Origin of the sequence: Sagittula sp. P11, assembly GCF_002814095.1 — a bacterium.
Lineage (GTDB): Bacteria > Pseudomonadota > Alphaproteobacteria > Rhodobacterales > Rhodobacteraceae > Sagittula.
Genome location: NZ_CP021913.1, coordinates 3,324,516 through 3,340,487, shown reverse-complemented (window position 1 = coordinate 3,340,487; position 15,972 = coordinate 3,324,516). Strand labels below are relative to the sequence as shown.

The window sequence follows — 15,972 nt, the reverse complement described above, 5'->3', positions numbered from 1 at the left end:
ACGTTACCAGCCGGTTAACATTTTTGGCAAGGGCGCGCGGCGCCTTTGGTCAACCGACCTTCGGACCATCCCGTAGGCCCGGGCCCCGCGCGTCAGCCGTTCAGTTTCTGCAGCCGCGCGGTGACACTCAGCCCGTGTGCCTCGAGGCTTTCGGAGCGTGCCAGCACCTCTGCCGCGGGACCGATGGCACCCAGCGCCTCCGGCGACATGCGGGCCATGGTCGTGCGCTTGAGGAAATCCATCACCGACAGCCCCGAGGAGAAGCGCGCAGACCGCGCCGTCGGCAGGACGTGGTTCGGGCCGCCCACATAGTCGCCGATGGCTTCCGGCGTCCATGCGCCGAGGAAGATTGCACCGGCGTGCACGCATTTCTCGGCCAGCGCCTCCGGGTCGGCGACGCAGAGCTCGAGGTGCTCCGGCGCGATGCGGTTCGACAGCCGCGCGGCCTCATCGAGGTCGGACACGGTGATGATCGCGCCGAAGTCGCGCCAGGAGGCGCCCGCGATCTCGCGGCGCTCCAGCGTTTCCAGCCGCTTCTCCACCGCCTCCGCGACCTTCTGGCCAAAGGCGGCGTCGGTGCAGATCAGAAGGGCCTGCGCCGATTCGTCGTGCTCGGCTTGGCTCATGAGGTCCAGCGCCAGCCAGTCGGGATCGTTGTCGGCATCGGCGATGACGAGGATCTCGGAGGGACCGGCGATCATGTCGATGCCCACCTTGCCGAACACCCGGCGCTTGGCGGCGGCGACGAAGGCGTTGCCGGGGCCGGTGATCTTGTCGACGGGCGCAATGCTCTCGGTGCCGTAGGCCAGCGCCGCAATCGCCTGCGCCCCGCCGATGCGGTAGATCTCGTCGACGCCCGCGATCTTTGCCGCCAGCAGCACCGCCGGGTTCACGACCCCGTCCGGCGTGGGCACGCAGATCGCAAGCCGCTCCACCCCCGCCACCTTGGCGGGCACGGCGTTCATCAGGACAGAGGACGGATAGCTCGCCAGACCGCCGGGCACGTAGAGTCCCGCAGCCGAGACAGGCGTCCAGCGCCAGCCCAGCCTGGCCCCTTCCGGATCGGTCCAGGCGGCGTCCTCCGGCATCTGGCGCACGTGGTAGGCGCGGATGCGCTCGGCGGCGAGTTCGAGCGCACGGGCCTCGGCCTCCGGCACGCGGGCGCACTCTGCCTCGATCTCTGCCGCGGAGAAACGCATGGTGTCGGAGGTCAGGGCCAGCCGGTCGAACTTTGCCGTCAGGGCAAGGACCGCGGCGTCACCCTTCTTGCGTACGTCGGCGATAATCCCGGCGACGACATCGTCCACGTCCGGGCTGTCTTCGCGCTTGGCCGACAGGAGGGCGGTGAAGCGGGTCTCGAAATCGGCGGACGTGCTGTCCAGGAACACGGGCATGGGGCAAACCTCCGTTGACGCTGGCTGACATAGCTTGCCGGGCGCGAAGCCTCAACACCCGGTCGCCGCGCATGGCGGCCGGGCGGATCAGCCGTGGTCGGGCATCTTGCGCGAGGGGGCCACGTAGGGCCGCGTCACGTCGCGCAGCCCGACCTCGAGCGCCTCGACCTGCGCCCGAAGCGCGCCGTCACCGGCCAGCGTCAGGACGACATGGCCATCCGCGTCCTCGCCCGCTTCCCAGTCGATGGACAGGATCTGCAGCACGAGGTCCTTGTCCGCCCGGTCCACGCCCTGGCTGGACACGCCCAGCACGTTGTCGATCACCAGCAGCGACTGCACCCGTTCCACGTCCGGCGTGCCGACCTCGCGGCGCAGGCGGTTGACCAGAAGGCCCAGCCGCCGTTTCGCCTTCTGCCAGCGAATCTCCGTCACCGGCAGGACCGCATCCTGCGCGAGGGCAGAGATCACCTGCAGGTCCTCCGCATCCAGTGCGCCGAGGTTCAGGGGGCGTTCGCCGCCGTCTTCGAAACGGGCATCCTCGGTCATTGGCCGGCCACCCGTTCGATCCGTGCGCCAAGCGCCGACAGCTTCTCCTCGACGTTCTCGTAGCCGCGGTCGAGGTGGTAGACGCGGTTCACGATGGTCTCACCCTCCGCAGCGAGCCCGGCAAGGATCAGCGAGACGGAGGCACGCAGGTCGGTCGCCATCACGGGCGCGCCCTTCAGGCGTTCGACGCCGCTGACCGTCGCCGTCCCGCCGTGCACGTCGATGCGCGCGCCCATGCGGATCAGTTCCGGGGCGTGCATGAAACGGTTCTCGAAGATTTTCTCTTCCAGCACAGCCTTGCCGTCGGCGGTGCACATCAGCGCCATCATCTGCGCCTGCAGGTCGGTGGGGAAGCCGGGGAACGGCTCCGTCACCACGTCCACTGCCTTGACCCGCCCGTTCTTGCGCGCGACCTTCAGGCCCTTGTCGGTCTCCTCAACGGAGACACCGGCAGCATCGAGGCGTTCGCAGAAGGCCTGCAGCAGGTCGATGCGGCCGCCAAGGCAGGTGACCTCGCCACCGCAGATCGCCGGGGCCAGCATGTAGGTGCCCAGCTCGATCCGGTCGGTGACCACGCTGTGGGTCGCCCCGCCCAGCCGCTCGACGCCCTGCACCTCGATGGTCGAGGTCCCCTCGCCCGAGATCTGCGCGCCCATCTTCCGCAGGCAATGCGCAAGGTCGACGATCTCCGGCTCCCGTGCGGCGTTCTTGAGGACGGTCGTGCCCTTGGCGAGCGTCGCCGCCATCAGCGCATTTTCCGTCGCGCCCACCGAGACGAGTGGAAACTCCACCACGCCGCCCTTCAGTCCGCCAGCAGGGGCCTTGGCGTGCACGTAGCCGTCGCGCAGGTCCATCTCCGCGCCCAGGGCTTCCATCGCCTTGAGGTGCAGGTCCACTGGGCGGGCGCCGATGGCGCAGCCGCCGGGCAGCGAGACCTCGGCATAGCCGAAGCGCGCCAGAAGCGGCCCTAGCACGAGGATCGACGCCCGCATCTTGCGCACAATGTCGTATTCCGCACGTTGCGAGGTCAGCGCATGCGACGACATGGCCAGCACCTTGCCCGCGTTCATCGCCGTGACCTCTGCCCCCAGCGACTGCAGAAGCAGCGTCATCGTGCGGATGTCCGACAGACGCGGCGCGTTGGTCAGCGTCAGCGGCTCTTCCGACAGAAGCGTCGCGGGCATCAGCGTAAGGCAGGCGTTCTTGGCGCCCGCGATGGGAATCTCGCCGTTCAGCGGGCCGTTGCCCGTCACCAGAATGGAATCCATGCCTGCCTGCCTCTCAATCCGAGTCGTTGTCCGTTGTCTGCCCGGCGTCCCCGGGCTCGTTCTCGGACCGGGCCCGCGCCTGCGCCTTGCGGCGGGCCAGATTCGCCTTGAGGGCCGCCTTCAGGCGGTCCTCGCGGTCACTGTCCTTCGACGCCCTGGTCTTGCGGTTGCCCCGATCCATGGGCCGGATGTATCTCAGCCGCGATAACGGGTCCAGCCTTCGGAAAACGGCGCTACGTTTTTTCGCCAAACCCCTCTTGCGCGCTTCAAAGAGAGAGTCTAAACGCCCCCTCACGGCGCTGCTGTAGCTCAGAGGTAGAGCACTCCCTTGGTAAGGGAGAGGTCGAGAGTTCAATTCTCTCCAGCAGCACCATCCTCCCTTCCTTTGCAATACGGCGTTTGTCGCGCGACGGATGTGTGTGGTTTCATCGGCTGCTGCCGGTGAGGTGTACGGTCAGTTCGTTCGGTTCAGACATCGCCGACAGGGCGGTTAGCCAGCCGGCGTGTACCGGGCGCGCGTTCGTGCGGTGCCCGGCGCGCCGGAGGTCCCTGCCCCGGTCAGCCCATCCGGCCGCCTGCTGTTGGACCGGAAAGTCGCGCGGTGCTACCAAACACGTAAATCGTTGAATAAAATTGACGAATTACGGCTCGCCGTTAGGGAAACAACCCGGCGGCTGCGCCCTTCAGCGTTCGCGCTGCGTGACCAATGACGCAAAACCTTCGCCTTTGCGCCCAATCGCACCCGGATTCTCTGGCGACTCTGGCCGCGGGTTCGAAACGCCCCTCGCAGCCGGTGCCTGAATGGCGACCGCGCCCCATGCCGATCAGAAGGATCGCTCTTCCCCCCGTCCTGACGTCCGCGCCCGGCGGACGGCCCGCCACCGAAGAGAGCGTCCAATCCATGTGTTTCCTTTGCCAAGCCCGCGACCCGTCGAAATCCGTCTACGACACCCACGGCGCAACCTCTCTCGATTCCAGCGGCGGCACGACCGGTGCCAGCCTTTCGGCCACCCTGCCCAGCTACACGCTGGACCAGGTCGCCGCACAACTGACGGACGGGTACTGGAATTCCACCGGCCGGGCGCGCCGGTCGTTCGAGGCGGAGGCCGGCGACACGCTGACGTTCAACGTCTCCCAGCTGGATTCGACGGGCCGCGCCACCGCCATCGAGGCGTTCCAGGCATGGTCGGCGGTCTCCGGCCTGAACTTCCAGATCACCACGTCGAACAGCGCCGACTTCGTCTTTACCGACGATTCCTCGGGCGCGTACTCCTATTCCTACGTCGCCGGGCAGACGATCAGCCAGTCCTACGTCAACGTGAACACCGGCTGGCAGGCCTACGGCGACTACTACCTGCAGACCTACATCCACGAGATCGGCCACGCGCTGGGGCTGGGACACGCGGGCAACTACAACGGTTCTGCCGACTTCGGCACCGATGCGCACTACCAGCAGGACAGCTGGCAGTATTCTATCATGTCCTACTTCGGCCAGTGGGAGAACCCGCACACCAACGCCTCTTCGAACTACCTCGCGACCACGCAGATGGCCGACATCCTTGCCATCCAGACCCTCTACGGCACGCCCACCAATGCCAACACCGGCAACACGGTCTACGGCGACAACACCAACCTGACGCAGAAGGGCATGGGGCTGACGACGCAATGGGCGGTGGCGATCTTCGACAGCGCCGGGACGGACACGATCAACCTCGGGTCGCGGTCCGCGAACCAGCGGCTCGACCTGCGGGACGGCACCTTTTCGGACCTGAACGGAGAGGTCGGCAACTTCGCCATCGCCCGGGGCGCGTTGATCGAGAACGCGACCACCGGAAGCGGGCGCGACACGATCACCACCAATGCGGCCAACAACAGCATCCATTCCGGTTCCGGGAACGACACCATCTTCGGCTCGGCCGGGAACGACACGATCAACGGCGGCGCGGGCAGCGACCTTTTGGTGATGGGCGGCGCCTTTACTGACTACACCTTCGGCTGCAGCGGCGCGGCCACGCTGACGATGAACGGCAACACCACGCGCTTCACCGGGATCGAGACGCTGACCTTCGCCGACGGCACGGCGGTCGTCGGCTCCTCGGCGGACGGGCAGACCATCACCTTTACCGCGACCGGCGCCAATTATGCCGCCTGCCGCGTGACGGTCGACACGACCAATTCCGCGAACTGGAGCGCCTATACCGACACCTTCGACAGCTCCGGCACGCTGCTGACACGCACGACGCTGAACGACGACGGCACGACCCGCACCGAGAGTTTCGTCGGCACCGCCTATTCCACCACGGTGACCGACGATACCAACCAGTTCGACTGGGCGTCGATCACCTACGACTACGATGCCGACGACGCCCTGCTGCGGACCACCACGGTCATGGACAACGGCGTGCTTCGGGTCGCCGACTACGCGAATGGCGCCGCGACGCGCATGACGGCGACGGATCAGTCGGATGTCTACGACTGGCACAGCTACACCGACACCTACGGCGCCAACGGGGCGCGCCTGTCGCAGAACATGACGCTGGACAACGGGCTGGAGGTCGAGACCGCCTTTTCCGGCGGGCGCCGGTCCTCCGTCACCGTCAACGATGCGCAGAACGGCCGGAACTGGACCAGCTACACCGACAGCTACGATGCGGCCGGGAACCGGACCGCGCACAGCATCACGATGGACAACGGGCGGCAGATCGAGACGACGTATTCCGGCGCGACCCGGACCAGCCAGACCGTCACGGACGGCGCGGACACGACGTGGTGGAGCAGCTACACCGACACCTTCGATGCGTCGGGCAGCCTCGCCATGCGCAGCATGCTGCACGACAGCGGCTTGCGTGTGGACACCAGCTTCGACGGCGGCGTGCGCACTTCGGTCACCGTCACGGACACGACCGATATCCGGTCGTGGAGCAGCTACACCGATACGTTCAACGCCTCCGGTGCCCACGCCACGCGAAGCATGTTGCTGGACAACGGGCTGCAACTGGACACCGTCTTCGTCAATGGCAACCGCGCGACGGTCACGGTGACCGACACCGACAATTCGAGGATCTGGAGCAGCTACACCGACCATTACGATGCGTCGGGCGCCCGGACGATGCAGAACCTCCAGCTCGACAACGGGTTGCAGGTGCAGACCGCGTACCTTGGCGGCCAGAGAAGCACCGTGACCGTGACGGACGCCAACAACGACCGGCCGTGGAGCAGCTACGTCGACACCTACGACCAGAACGGCAACCGCGTGTCGCAGGTGATGACCTTCGACGACGGGCGCACGGTCGAAACCAGTTTCAGCAGTGGCCGCGTGCTGACAAAGACGGTGCATGACACGGCCAACAACTTTACCTGGGAAAGCACCGCCGACCACTTCGACATGGACGGGGCGCGTATCCGGCAGGTGCTGTGCCGCGACGACGGGGTCGAGATCGACACCACCTTCGTCAACGGCGTCCGGACGGCTGAAACGGTCACCGATGTGCAGGACGACTGGAACTGGGCCAGCTACACCACGACATTCGATGCCAGCGGCAATGCCGTGCAGCGTGTCCTGTATCTGGACAACGGGTATGAGATCACCACGAACTTCATGGATCCGGCGGTAGAGATCGCCTGACACGACCGTCAAACGAAAACGGCGGCCCCTGCCCCGGGACCGCCGTCAAGCAATGCGAAACCGCCGAAGCCGATCAGTCGGCCTTATCGAGCTCGAACGCGTCGTGCAGCGCCTGCACCGCCAGTTCCATGTACTTGCGCTCCACCAGAACGGAGATCTTGATTTCCGACGTGGTGATGACCTGGATGTTGATGCCTTCCTGTGCCAGCACCTTGAACATCTTAGCGGCGACACCGGCGTGGGACCGCATGCCGATGCCCACGACCGAGATCTTGCAGACACCCGTGTCGGCAAGGATCTCGTGGAAGTTGATGTGGCCGGACGCCTTGGCGTCGTTCATCGCCTTCTGCGCGCGCGCCACCTGGTTCGTCGGGCAGGAGAACGTCATGTCCGTCCGCCCGTCTTCCGAGATGTTCTGAACGATCATGTCGACGTTCACGCCCGCATCCGCCAGCGGCGAGAAGATCGCCGCAGCGATGCCGGGGCGGTCGGCGACAGAGACGAGGGTCATCTTGGCCTCGTCACGGGAATGGGCCACACCGGCCACGACCTTGCTTTCCATGATGTCCTCCTCGTCGCAGACCAGGGTGCCGGCCGCATCGTCCATTTCCTCGAAGCTGCTCAGAACGCGCAGCTTCACCTTGTAGCGCATCGCCAGCTCGACCGAGCGGGTCTGCAGAACCTTCGCGCCAAGGCTGGCCAGTTCCAGCATTTCCTCGAACGCGATCCTGTCCAGTTTCCGCGCCTTGTCGCAGATGCGCGGATCGGTGGTGTAGACACCGTCCACGTCCGTGTAGATGTCGCAGCGCTCTGCGTCGAAGGCGGCGGCAAAGGCCACGGCGGTGGTGTCGCTGCCGCCGCGGCCCAGCGTGGTGATCCGGCCTTCGGGCGAGATGCCCTGGAAGCCCGCGACAACGGCGACGCGCATGCCTTCGCCGAACTTCGCCATGATGTTGTCGGTCGGGATTTCCTCGATCCGGGCGGAGGCGTGCGCCGAGGTCGTGCGCACCGGCACCTGCCAGCCCTGCCAGCTGCGCGCCGGCACATCCATTTCCTGAAGGGTCAGCGCCATGAGGCCGGCAGTCACGTTCTCGCCGCTCGAGACAACGGCGTCGTATTCGCGCGCGTCGAACAGCGGAGAGGTTTCCTCGACATAGCCGACCAGCTTGTTGGTTTCGCCCGACATGGCGCTGACGATGACGATGACGTCATAGCCCTTGGCAACTTCGACGCCGACGCGCTTTGCAGCGCGCCGGATGCGGTCCAGCGTGGCGACGGACGTGCCGCCGAATTTCATCACGAGAACAGGCATGATCTTTCTTCCTTCAGGTCGGAAGGGCCTTTACGCCTGTGCATGACGCTGCGCAAGAGCGGCGTGCGCCAGCAGCCTAGCAACGTGGCTTGCTGTCGGGTCAGTTGGATTTGCGGGTGGGCCGGAAGGGCAGCGGCGCAATACGGATGCCGTCCTCGGCCAGCGCCTTGGCCTCGTCAGAGCGCGCCTCGCCCCAGATCGGGCGTTCCGGAACTTCGCCTACATGCATGGCCCGCGCCTCGCGCACAAAGTCACGCCCGACGTAGTCCGAGTGTTTCTCCACGTGATCGCGCAGCGCGGCCAGCGCCTGTTCCGCCGGATGCTGCGGGGCGCCGGTCAGGGGTTTAACCTGTTCCGCCTCTCCGTTGCGGACGCGCGGGGCCATCATCGCCTTGTCCACCTCGGTAGAGCCGCAGACGGCGCAGGTGACGTGTCCGGCGGCATCGAGCCGGTCAAAGGCAGACGCGGACTGGAACCAGCTTTCAAAGCTGTGACCTTCCGCGCATTTCAGGGCATAACGGATCATTCCGTCCTCGATCCCGTAAACATCTTGACTGCACTATATTAAAGTAAGCGTTTATCCCGGCTCAAGGGTTCCCGCGATCTTATCGCAAATCGTTTCGAGCCCTGCCTCCGGACGCAGCGTTTCGCGGGCCAGATCGCCCATCCGCGCCTGTTCGGCAGGGTCCGCAAGCGTGGCCAGCGCCTGCACGAGGTCATCCGTCCCCGTCACGGCGATCGCTGCACCGGCCCCAGCCAGACGGGCATAGGCCGCGCGAAAGTTGCGCACGTCCGGGCCGTGGATCAGGGCGGCGCCGAAGGCGGCAGGTTCGTAAGGCGTGTGGCCGCCCCTGTCGGTCATCGTACCGCCGACGAAGACTCGCCCCGCCGCCGCGTACCACAAGGCCATTTCGCCCATCGTGTCGGCAAGATAGACCGTACCGTCGGGTTCCCCGAGGCTGCGTTGCGCCACTGTCAGCCCCAGATCCTCGGCCATGGCGCGCACCTCTGCCGCGCGGCGCGGGTGCCGCGGGGCGAGAATGAGCCGCAAGTCGGGCTCGGATGCCCGCGCGGCGAGATGCGCGGCCAGAACGATGCCCTCCTCCCCTTCATGGGTCGAGGCGGCCAGCCAAGTGCTCTCTCGCGGGAACTCCGCGGGGGGCGAGACCGTCGGGGGCGCGTAGAACGCCTTCAGATCGACGACCGGGCCGCGCGCCGTCTCCGGCAGTCCTAGCGCTTCGAGGCGAGACATCGACGCCGCATCCTGTGCCGAGGCGAACCTAACACGGCCCAATACCCGCCGCGCCAGACCGGGCACGCGGCCCCAGCCACGCGCCGTGCCCTCGCTCATGCGCGCGCCCAAGAGGATCACGGGGCCGGGACACTGGAGGAAGCGATGTGCCCAGATCTCCGCTTCGAGCGAGATATGCGCGGTGACGGACCACTCGCGGAGAACCCTTCGGGTGACGCGCTGCAGGTCCACCGGCGCGAGCCGCGCGCTGACGCCGGGCAGGTTCCAGCCCGCCACCATGTCGCGCCCGGTTTCGGTGTTTGCGGTCACGAGCCACCTTCGGTCCGGACGGGTCTCGACCAACCGCTCCAGAACCGGCCGGACAGAGGCGAGTTCTCCGTTCGAGGCGCCGTGCAGCCAGACGTGCGGTCCTTTTTGAGGGTCAGGCACGCTCAGCCGGGACGGGCCGTGGCGCAGGAGGACTGCGGCGGCGAAGAGGCTGATCAGCAGTCGGTAAAGCAGCATGCCCGTCTCCCTTGCCCGGAACCGCCCCCGCGCATATGACGCCGGCCGCCAGTTTTGCAAGCCAGGCACCGCTGTGCACAGGCTGCAATTTGCATCGCTACCTGCCGAATGGCATGACAGTTTCATGATATGCGGGGTGGATATTTTCGGGCCGCCGTCGTCACGCGCAAGGCTTCAGCGGCCTGATCTGCTGCGCCGAATTCTTGACCTTATACGACCAGAAATCGCAGGGAGCCAAATCTGAAAGTCCTCAGGTTCCCATATACACGGTGAGTCCACAGAGTTATCCCCAGCCGTGCGCCGCCCAACGCGACACGTCTGGGGATAACTCGCAAAACCGCTGGGATTCAATCGGCTGTGAGCGAACCTTCGTCCTGGGCCATCCGTACCGCATCACGCTGAAATCCACATCGTTCGGCCCCGGAGTTTTCGCCCTTAACGGGAGAAATGCCGCGCGCGTTTTGAAAAGCCATTTCCCAACGCGGCCTCAATGCTCTATCCCTGCAAGCCGCACGGTCCGAGGAATGCAAGTCAATGGTGCCCAAATCAGAATCGGAAAGCCGCAAGCTCCTTGGGCGGCTGCGCGACACGATGGCCGAGGACTCCGCCGGTCAGGCGCGTCTGGACAAGATCACCCACCTCACCGCCGACAGCATGGGGACGGAGGTCTGCTCCATCTACCTCTTCCGTGATGCCAATACGCTTGAACTGTGTGCCACGCAGGGCCTGAAGCCGGAATCCGTGCACGAGACCCGCATGAAGCTGGGCGAGGGTCTGGTGGGCCGCGTCGCCCGCTCTGGCAAGCTGATCAACACCGCCGACGCCCCCGCCGCGCCCGGTTTCCGCTACATGCCGGAGACCGGCGAAGAGATCTATTCCAGTTTCCTCGGCGTTCCGATCCAGCGGCTGGGCGAGAAACTGGGCGTGCTGGTCGTCCAGTCAAAGCAGGCGCGGGAGTTCTCCGACGACGAGATCTACGCGCTCGAAGTCGTCGCCATGGTGCTGGCGGAGATGACCGAGCTGGGCGCGTTCACCGGAGAGGGCGCCGCGCTCAAGGCACGCCATACGCAGGCCGTGCTGTTCCGGGGCGCCACCGGGCAGGAAGGCACGGCCATGGGCCAGGTCTGGCTGCACGAACCCCGCGTCGTCGTCACCAACCTCGTGACCGACGACCCCGAGCGCGAGGCCAGCCGCCTGCGCGAGGCGGTGGACAAGCTGCGCGTGTCGGTCGACGAGATGCTGGCTGGCGCCATGGGCGACCAGGAACAGGTCGACGTGCTGGAAGCCTACCGGATGTTCGCCAACTCCAAGGGCTGGCTACGGCGCATGGAAGAGGACATCGCCCTTGGCCTGTCCGCCGAGGCCGCGGTGGAGAAGGAACAGTCGCAGGCCCGGTCCCGCATGAGCCAGGTCACCGACGGTTACCTGCGCGAACGCCTGCACGACCTCGACGACCTGTCGAACCGGCTGCTGCGCATCCTGACCGGACAAGGCCGCGAAACCGGGGCGGAGATGCCGGACGCCCCCATCCTGATCGCCCGCAACATCGGCCCCGGCGAGCTACTGGACTACGGCCGCAGGCTGAAGGGTGTGGTACTTGAGCAGGGCTCGGTCGGATCGCACGCCGCCATCGTCGCACGGGCGCTGGCCATTCCGCTGGTGATCCACGCAGAGCGCATCACCAACGAGGCGCTGAACGGCGACCTGATCCTTGTCGACGGCGATCAGGGCGTGGTGCACCTGCGCCCGGACGAAACCGTGGTGAACGCCTTCCGCGACAAGATGGCTATGCAGGCCAAGGCGCAGGAGCGCTACGCCTCCATCCGCGAAACCGAATGCGTGTCGGCAGACGGCAAACGGGTGCACCTGATGATGAACGCCGGGCTGATGGCGGACCTGCCGTCGCTCGTAAGCTCCGGTGCAGAGGGCGTGGGCCTGTTCCGGACCGAGTTGCAGTTCCTCGTCCGGAACCAGATGCCGCGGCGCGACGAACTGGCCGCGCTTTACAAGCGTGTCATCGATGCTGCGGGCGACAGGCGGGTGATCTTCCGCACGCTGGACATCGGCTCCGACAAGGTGCTGCCCTACATGAAGCCGCAGGAAGAGCCGAACCCGGCGCTTGGCTGGCGGGCGATCCGGGTGGCGCTCGACCGGCCCGGTGTCATGCGGATGCAGCTTCAGGCCCTGCTGCGCGCCGCCGATGGCCGCGCCATGTCGATCATGTTCCCCTTCATCGCGCAGTACGAGGAATACGCCCGCGCCCGCGCCGAGGTCGACAAGGTCATCGCCCGCGAGAAACGCCTGGGCCACAAAGTTCCGGAACGGCTGTCCGTCGGCTGCATGCTGGAGACGCCCTCGCTGGCCTACGCCTCCGACCGTTTCTTCGAGGAGGTGGAGTTCCTGTCGATCGGCGGCAACGACCTGAAGCAGTTCTTCTTTGCCGCCGACCGCGAAAACGAGCGCGTCCGCCGCCGTTACGATTCCCTGAACGTGTCGTTCCTGACCTTCCTCGAACAGATCGTGAAGCGGTGCGAGGCATCCGGCACCGCCCTGTCCTTCTGCGGCGAGGATGCGGGCCGCCCGGTCGAGGCGCTGTGCTTCGCGGCCATAGGCATCCGCACGCTGTCGATGCGCCCGGCCTCCATCGGGCCGGTCAAGTCGCTGCTGATGCGCTACTCGCTGACCGAGATCCGCGACGTGATCGAGGAATCGCGCGTGCGCGGCGAACAGTCGGTGCGGCAGGCGGTCATGGAATACCTGCGGGATTCGAGCTAGGCCCTGCGGCGGCTCATGTTCGTTATGCCATGACGCGGCCCTTGGACCCGGGTTGGCCCACCGCAACGGATGCAAGGACCGCCAACCCCGGTGAAAAAGCGCCCCGGCCGGCGCGTTTTGCACCGAACCGGAGCGCGTTAGTCTCTGACGTCTCGTTTCCGCCCTCCGCCTTCTGGCAAAGAGCCCTGCGCACACTTCTGCGCGGCAGGAACCGGTTCCCACATGCAGGTACTGTGTGCCTTCAGGACAGCCTGTCGCGTAGGGTCTTGGGACCGGATTGCTTCGCAGGGCTTTCTGCACCCCGGATAGCGGCCAAGCTACAGCCTGCGCCTTAAGCCAAAGTTACCGAAAATCCGAAATTCAATTACGGCGTATGCGCGGCGGCTCCAGTTCCTGGCGGAGCATTTCCAGCAGTTCTGCCCTCGGGCGGCCGCTGTCCTCTGCCAGCCGCAGGAGACCGAAATGCACATGCGCCATCTGCTGGTAGTAGGAGGTATAGGCGTAGTTCACGGCGGCCCCTGCAGCGGCACCCAGAACCGGCACCGTCTGGGCGGCCAGCTTCTGGCCGAGCGCCGTTGCGACACGCGGCGCGACGCGCGCAATCAGGCCGTTCACGCTGGCCCCTGTCAGCGACACACGCGCCGCCAAGAACCCGATGTCCGCCCCGTCATCCTTCGCCAGCGGACCGGCGGAGGCAAAGACCGCAAGGCATTCCTTCGCAACCTCGGGGCTTTCCGGGTCAAAGCCATGTTCGGCAGCGATGCCCAGCATGGCGCGCATCAGGACGGTGACCGTGACCGGCAGTTCCGCGAGCGCCGACGGCAGGCCGCCCATTCCGCCCGCAACCCCCATGGCCGTCGCCATCGCGGTGTTGAGCCAGCCCTTCTGGTCCGGGACCACGCCGCGCGTCCGCCCGGCGGCGTCCAGCGCGGCACCCAGGGCACGCTCCGCCGTGACCTCGAGGCGATCCTTGGCCGAATCCGGCAGCCGTTCCAGCAGGTTCTCCGCCTGTCCGCCGATCAGGTTCAGCAACTGCATCCCCACCGAATTGGCGGACTTGTAGCGCTTGGCCAGCAGGCGCACCTGCTCTTCCGTGGTTCCGACAGGTATGATCTCGGTCATGGCGCATCCTCCTGCTGAAAAAGATGTGACCGAAGTCGCGCCGTTCAAGACGCCGCTGTCATGCCGGGATCGCGCGTTCCACTTCGCCGGTCACGCCGTCCCATGCGCCTTCGACCAGTTCCAGCCCCAGGATCCGCGCCGGGTTCGTGGGCGGCGGCATCTCGACCCCCTCCAGCCGATCGAACCCGAAACGGCCGTAATAGGGCCGGTCGCCCACCAGCAGAACCCGTTCAAAGCCCAGCTCTGCGGCCTTGGACAGCGTCTCGCGGATCAGGAGCGCCGCCAGCCCTGCGCCCTGCGCCACGGGGTGGACCGCCACGGGGCCCAGCAGCAGGACCTCGGCTTCACCGATCCGGACCGGCCAGTAGCGGATGGCCCCCACGGTGGTTCCCGACCCGTCGCGGGCCATGCGGCAGAGCGGTGCCACGGGTGGCACGTCTTCCCGCAGCCGGTAAGAAGACAGGGCCGTGCGCCCCGGTGCAAAGGCCAGGTCGAACAGCGCCTCGACTTCCCACCAGTCCTCGGGCCGTTCCTCGGTCGTCACATACACCCGTCGCGGTCTCCCTTCCCGCCTGCATCGTTGCAGGTCGCCTGCGCCGTGAGGCACGTGCACTTCGCTTCCAAACGCCCTATCACCAGCAGGAATCCCCTGCAAACAGGAGCGACACCATGTTCTACCGCCCCGCTGACGGCCACGGCCTGCCACATAATCCGTTCAATGCCATCGTCACCCCCCGTCCGATCGGATGGATCTCGACCCGGGGGGCCGACGGGCGCGACAACCTTGCGCCCTATTCCTTCTTCAACGCCTGCGCCTACACGCCGCCGCAGGTCATGTTCTCCTCCACCTCGTCGAAGGAAGACCGCGGCGACACCAAGGACAGCGTCGCCCAGATCCGCGAGACCGGCGTCTTTTGTGTGAACATCGTCGAATTCGCCATGCGCGACGCCATGAACGCCACCTCTGCCCCCCTGCCCGCCGGAACCGACGAGTTCCTCGAGGCCGGAATCGAGAAGGCCGAATGCGAGACCATCGCCTGTCCGCGCGTGGCAAAGGCCCCCGCGAACCTCGAATGCCGGCTGACACAGATCGTGGCGCTGGAGGGCACCAGCAACTTCGCGGTGTTCGGAGAGGTCACGGGCATCCACATGCGCGACGACTGCCTGATCGACGGCATCTTCGACGTGCTGGCCTACAACCCGCTGTCGCGGATGGGCTACCGCGACTACACCGTGGTGCGCGAGAAGTTCTCGCTCAAGCGTCCGGGCCAGTAAGGGCGCGCCGGGGGCGGCGGGTGGGCGCCTTTGGCCGCAGGCCGAACAGGTCACCCGCCGGCCCCGTCATGACCATCCCGCCGGTCCGCAGGCCATGGGCCGTGGCCAAGCCGACCGCCCCGTGCTAAGGACGGCCCGCAGCCGATGGAGAGCGAAATGGACCAGCACCTTTGAACCCCTGACACCCGTTCAGCATTTCAAAGGAGGCCCCATGCCTGCTCCCTTCGTCCTGCCCGACGCAACGCGCCGTCATCCCATCACCCTTCCTGACGGCACGCCCCATCTTGGCACCGTCTTCCTGAAGAACGTCATCGACCACCCGCGGTTCGTTGTCGGCGAGTACACATACGCCTCCGACTTCGACCCGCCCGAGGACTGGGCCGCACGGCTCTCGCCCTTCCTTTTCCCGTTCTCGCAAGAGTGGCTGACAATCGGCAAGTTCTGCCAGATCGCCCACGGCGTGCGCTTCATCGGCTCGTCCGCCAACCATGCGACGGATGGCCTGACCACCTTCCCCTTCGCCGTGCTCGATCCGGCCGCGATGACAGGCTACCAGCCTGACACCCGCGACATGACCATCGGTCATGACGTCTGGCTCGGCTATGGCGCCATGGTCCTGCCCGGCGCAAGAATCGGAAACGGTGTCATCGTGGGGGCCGGTGCCGTGGTGCGCGGGTCGATCCCCGATTACGCCGTGGTCACCGGCAACCCTGCCTCGGTCGTCCGCATGCGCTTTCCGGACGATGTCATCGCGCGCCTGAACGCGCTGGCATGGTGGGACTGGGCGCCTGAGCGGATCGCACGGGCGCGGCCCGCTCTCGAAGCGGGCGATGTCGACGCGCTGAAACGGCTGGCGCCCTGAGCCGTGCCTTGCCGCGCGTCCGGACAGGAAAAGGGGC

13 protein-coding genes and 1 tRNA gene are annotated in these 15,972 nt (G+C 66.4%); 5 read left to right on the top strand and 9 right to left on the bottom strand.

Annotation, left to right across the window (positions count from 1 at the left end):
* Nucleotides 1–92 precede the first annotated feature (92 nt).
* The 4 genes from hisD to CDO87_RS26820 all read right to left on the bottom strand — a co-directional run bounded on the left by hisD (nucleotide 93) and on the right by CDO87_RS26820 (nucleotide 3,389).
* On the bottom strand, nucleotides 93–1,394 hold the full coding sequence (gene hisD, locus CDO87_RS16180) for a histidinol dehydrogenase (RefSeq protein ID WP_100929732.1): 1,302 nt from the start codon (nucleotides 1,392–1,394) through the stop codon (nucleotides 93–95).
* Between the two features lie 87 nt (nucleotides 1,395–1,481).
* Nucleotides 1,482–1,940, bottom strand: a complete 459-nt coding sequence (locus CDO87_RS16175; RefSeq protein WP_100929731.1) for a DUF2948 family protein — start codon at nucleotides 1,938–1,940, stop codon at nucleotides 1,482–1,484.
* The gene (murA, locus tag CDO87_RS16170) at nucleotides 1,937–3,208 is read right to left on the bottom strand and encodes a UDP-N-acetylglucosamine 1-carboxyvinyltransferase (RefSeq protein WP_100929730.1); all 1,272 of its coding nucleotides are present in this window, start codon (nucleotides 3,206–3,208) and stop codon (nucleotides 1,937–1,939) included. The genes CDO87_RS16175 and murA overlap by 4 nt, the downstream gene beginning before the upstream one ends.
* A 13-nt stretch (nucleotides 3,209–3,221) precedes the next feature.
* On the bottom strand, nucleotides 3,222–3,389 hold the full coding sequence (locus CDO87_RS26820) for a hypothetical protein (RefSeq protein WP_157815019.1): 168 nt from the start codon (nucleotides 3,387–3,389) through the stop codon (nucleotides 3,222–3,224).
* 117 nt (nucleotides 3,390–3,506) lie between these two features.
* Here CDO87_RS26820 and CDO87_RS16165 point away from each other — a divergent pair.
* Both CDO87_RS16165 and CDO87_RS16160 read left to right on the top strand, forming a co-directional pair.
* A tRNA-Thr gene (locus CDO87_RS16165) sits at nucleotides 3,507–3,581 on the top strand.
* Between the two features lie 528 nt (nucleotides 3,582–4,109).
* Nucleotides 4,110–6,833 carry a M10 family metallopeptidase gene (locus CDO87_RS16160; RefSeq protein WP_157815018.1) on the top strand — a complete coding sequence of 908 codons (2,724 nt, stop codon included), beginning with the start codon at nucleotides 4,110–4,112 and terminating at the stop codon, nucleotides 6,831–6,833.
* Nucleotides 6,834–6,906: 73 nt separating this feature from the next.
* Here CDO87_RS16160 and CDO87_RS16155 read toward each other — a convergent pair whose 3' ends face one another.
* From CDO87_RS16155 to CDO87_RS16145, 3 genes are all read right to left on the bottom strand, one after another.
* Entirely contained in the window at nucleotides 6,907–8,145 is a 1,239-nt protein-coding gene (locus tag CDO87_RS16155) for an aspartate kinase (protein WP_100929728.1), read from the bottom strand.
* Nucleotides 8,146–8,245: 100 nt separating this feature from the next.
* Nucleotides 8,246–8,671: a DUF1178 family protein gene (locus tag CDO87_RS16150; RefSeq protein ID WP_100929727.1), complete on the bottom strand. Its 426-nt coding sequence runs from the start codon at nucleotides 8,669–8,671 to the stop codon at nucleotides 8,246–8,248.
* A gap of 51 nt (nucleotides 8,672–8,722) precedes the next feature.
* Entirely contained in the window at nucleotides 8,723–9,901 is a 1,179-nt protein-coding gene (locus CDO87_RS16145) for a 3-deoxy-D-manno-octulosonic acid transferase (protein ID WP_100929726.1), read from the bottom strand.
* A 534-nt stretch (nucleotides 9,902–10,435) separates the two neighbouring features.
* Between CDO87_RS16145 and ptsP the strand changes: the two genes are divergently transcribed.
* Nucleotides 10,436–12,676, top strand: coding sequence for a phosphoenolpyruvate--protein phosphotransferase (ptsP, locus tag CDO87_RS16140; RefSeq protein WP_100929725.1), 2,241 nt, complete (start codon nucleotides 10,436–10,438; stop codon nucleotides 12,674–12,676).
* 360 nt (nucleotides 12,677–13,036) lie between these two features.
* On the opposite strand, the gene CDO87_RS16135 is transcribed toward ptsP, so the two are convergent.
* Both CDO87_RS16135 and CDO87_RS16130 read right to left on the bottom strand, forming a co-directional pair.
* Nucleotides 13,037–13,798 (bottom strand): EcsC family protein, encoded by a 762-nt coding sequence (locus CDO87_RS16135; RefSeq protein WP_100929724.1) that lies wholly within the window; start codon nucleotides 13,796–13,798, stop codon nucleotides 13,037–13,039.
* 58 nt (nucleotides 13,799–13,856) lie between these two features.
* Nucleotides 13,857–14,348, bottom strand: a complete 492-nt coding sequence (locus CDO87_RS16130) for a GNAT family N-acetyltransferase (RefSeq protein WP_100929723.1) — start codon at nucleotides 14,346–14,348, stop codon at nucleotides 13,857–13,859.
* A gap of 119 nt (nucleotides 14,349–14,467) precedes the next feature.
* On the opposite strand from CDO87_RS16130, the gene CDO87_RS16125 reads away from it, so the two are divergent.
* Both CDO87_RS16125 and CDO87_RS16120 read left to right on the top strand, forming a co-directional pair.
* Nucleotides 14,468–15,073, top strand: a complete 606-nt coding sequence (locus CDO87_RS16125) for a flavin reductase family protein (protein WP_100929722.1) — start codon at nucleotides 14,468–14,470, stop codon at nucleotides 15,071–15,073.
* Nucleotides 15,074–15,284: 211 nt separating this feature from the next.
* Entirely contained in the window at nucleotides 15,285–15,935 is a 651-nt protein-coding gene (locus tag CDO87_RS16120) for a CatB-related O-acetyltransferase (protein ID WP_100929721.1), read from the top strand.
* Nucleotides 15,936–15,972: the final 37 nt, after the last annotated feature.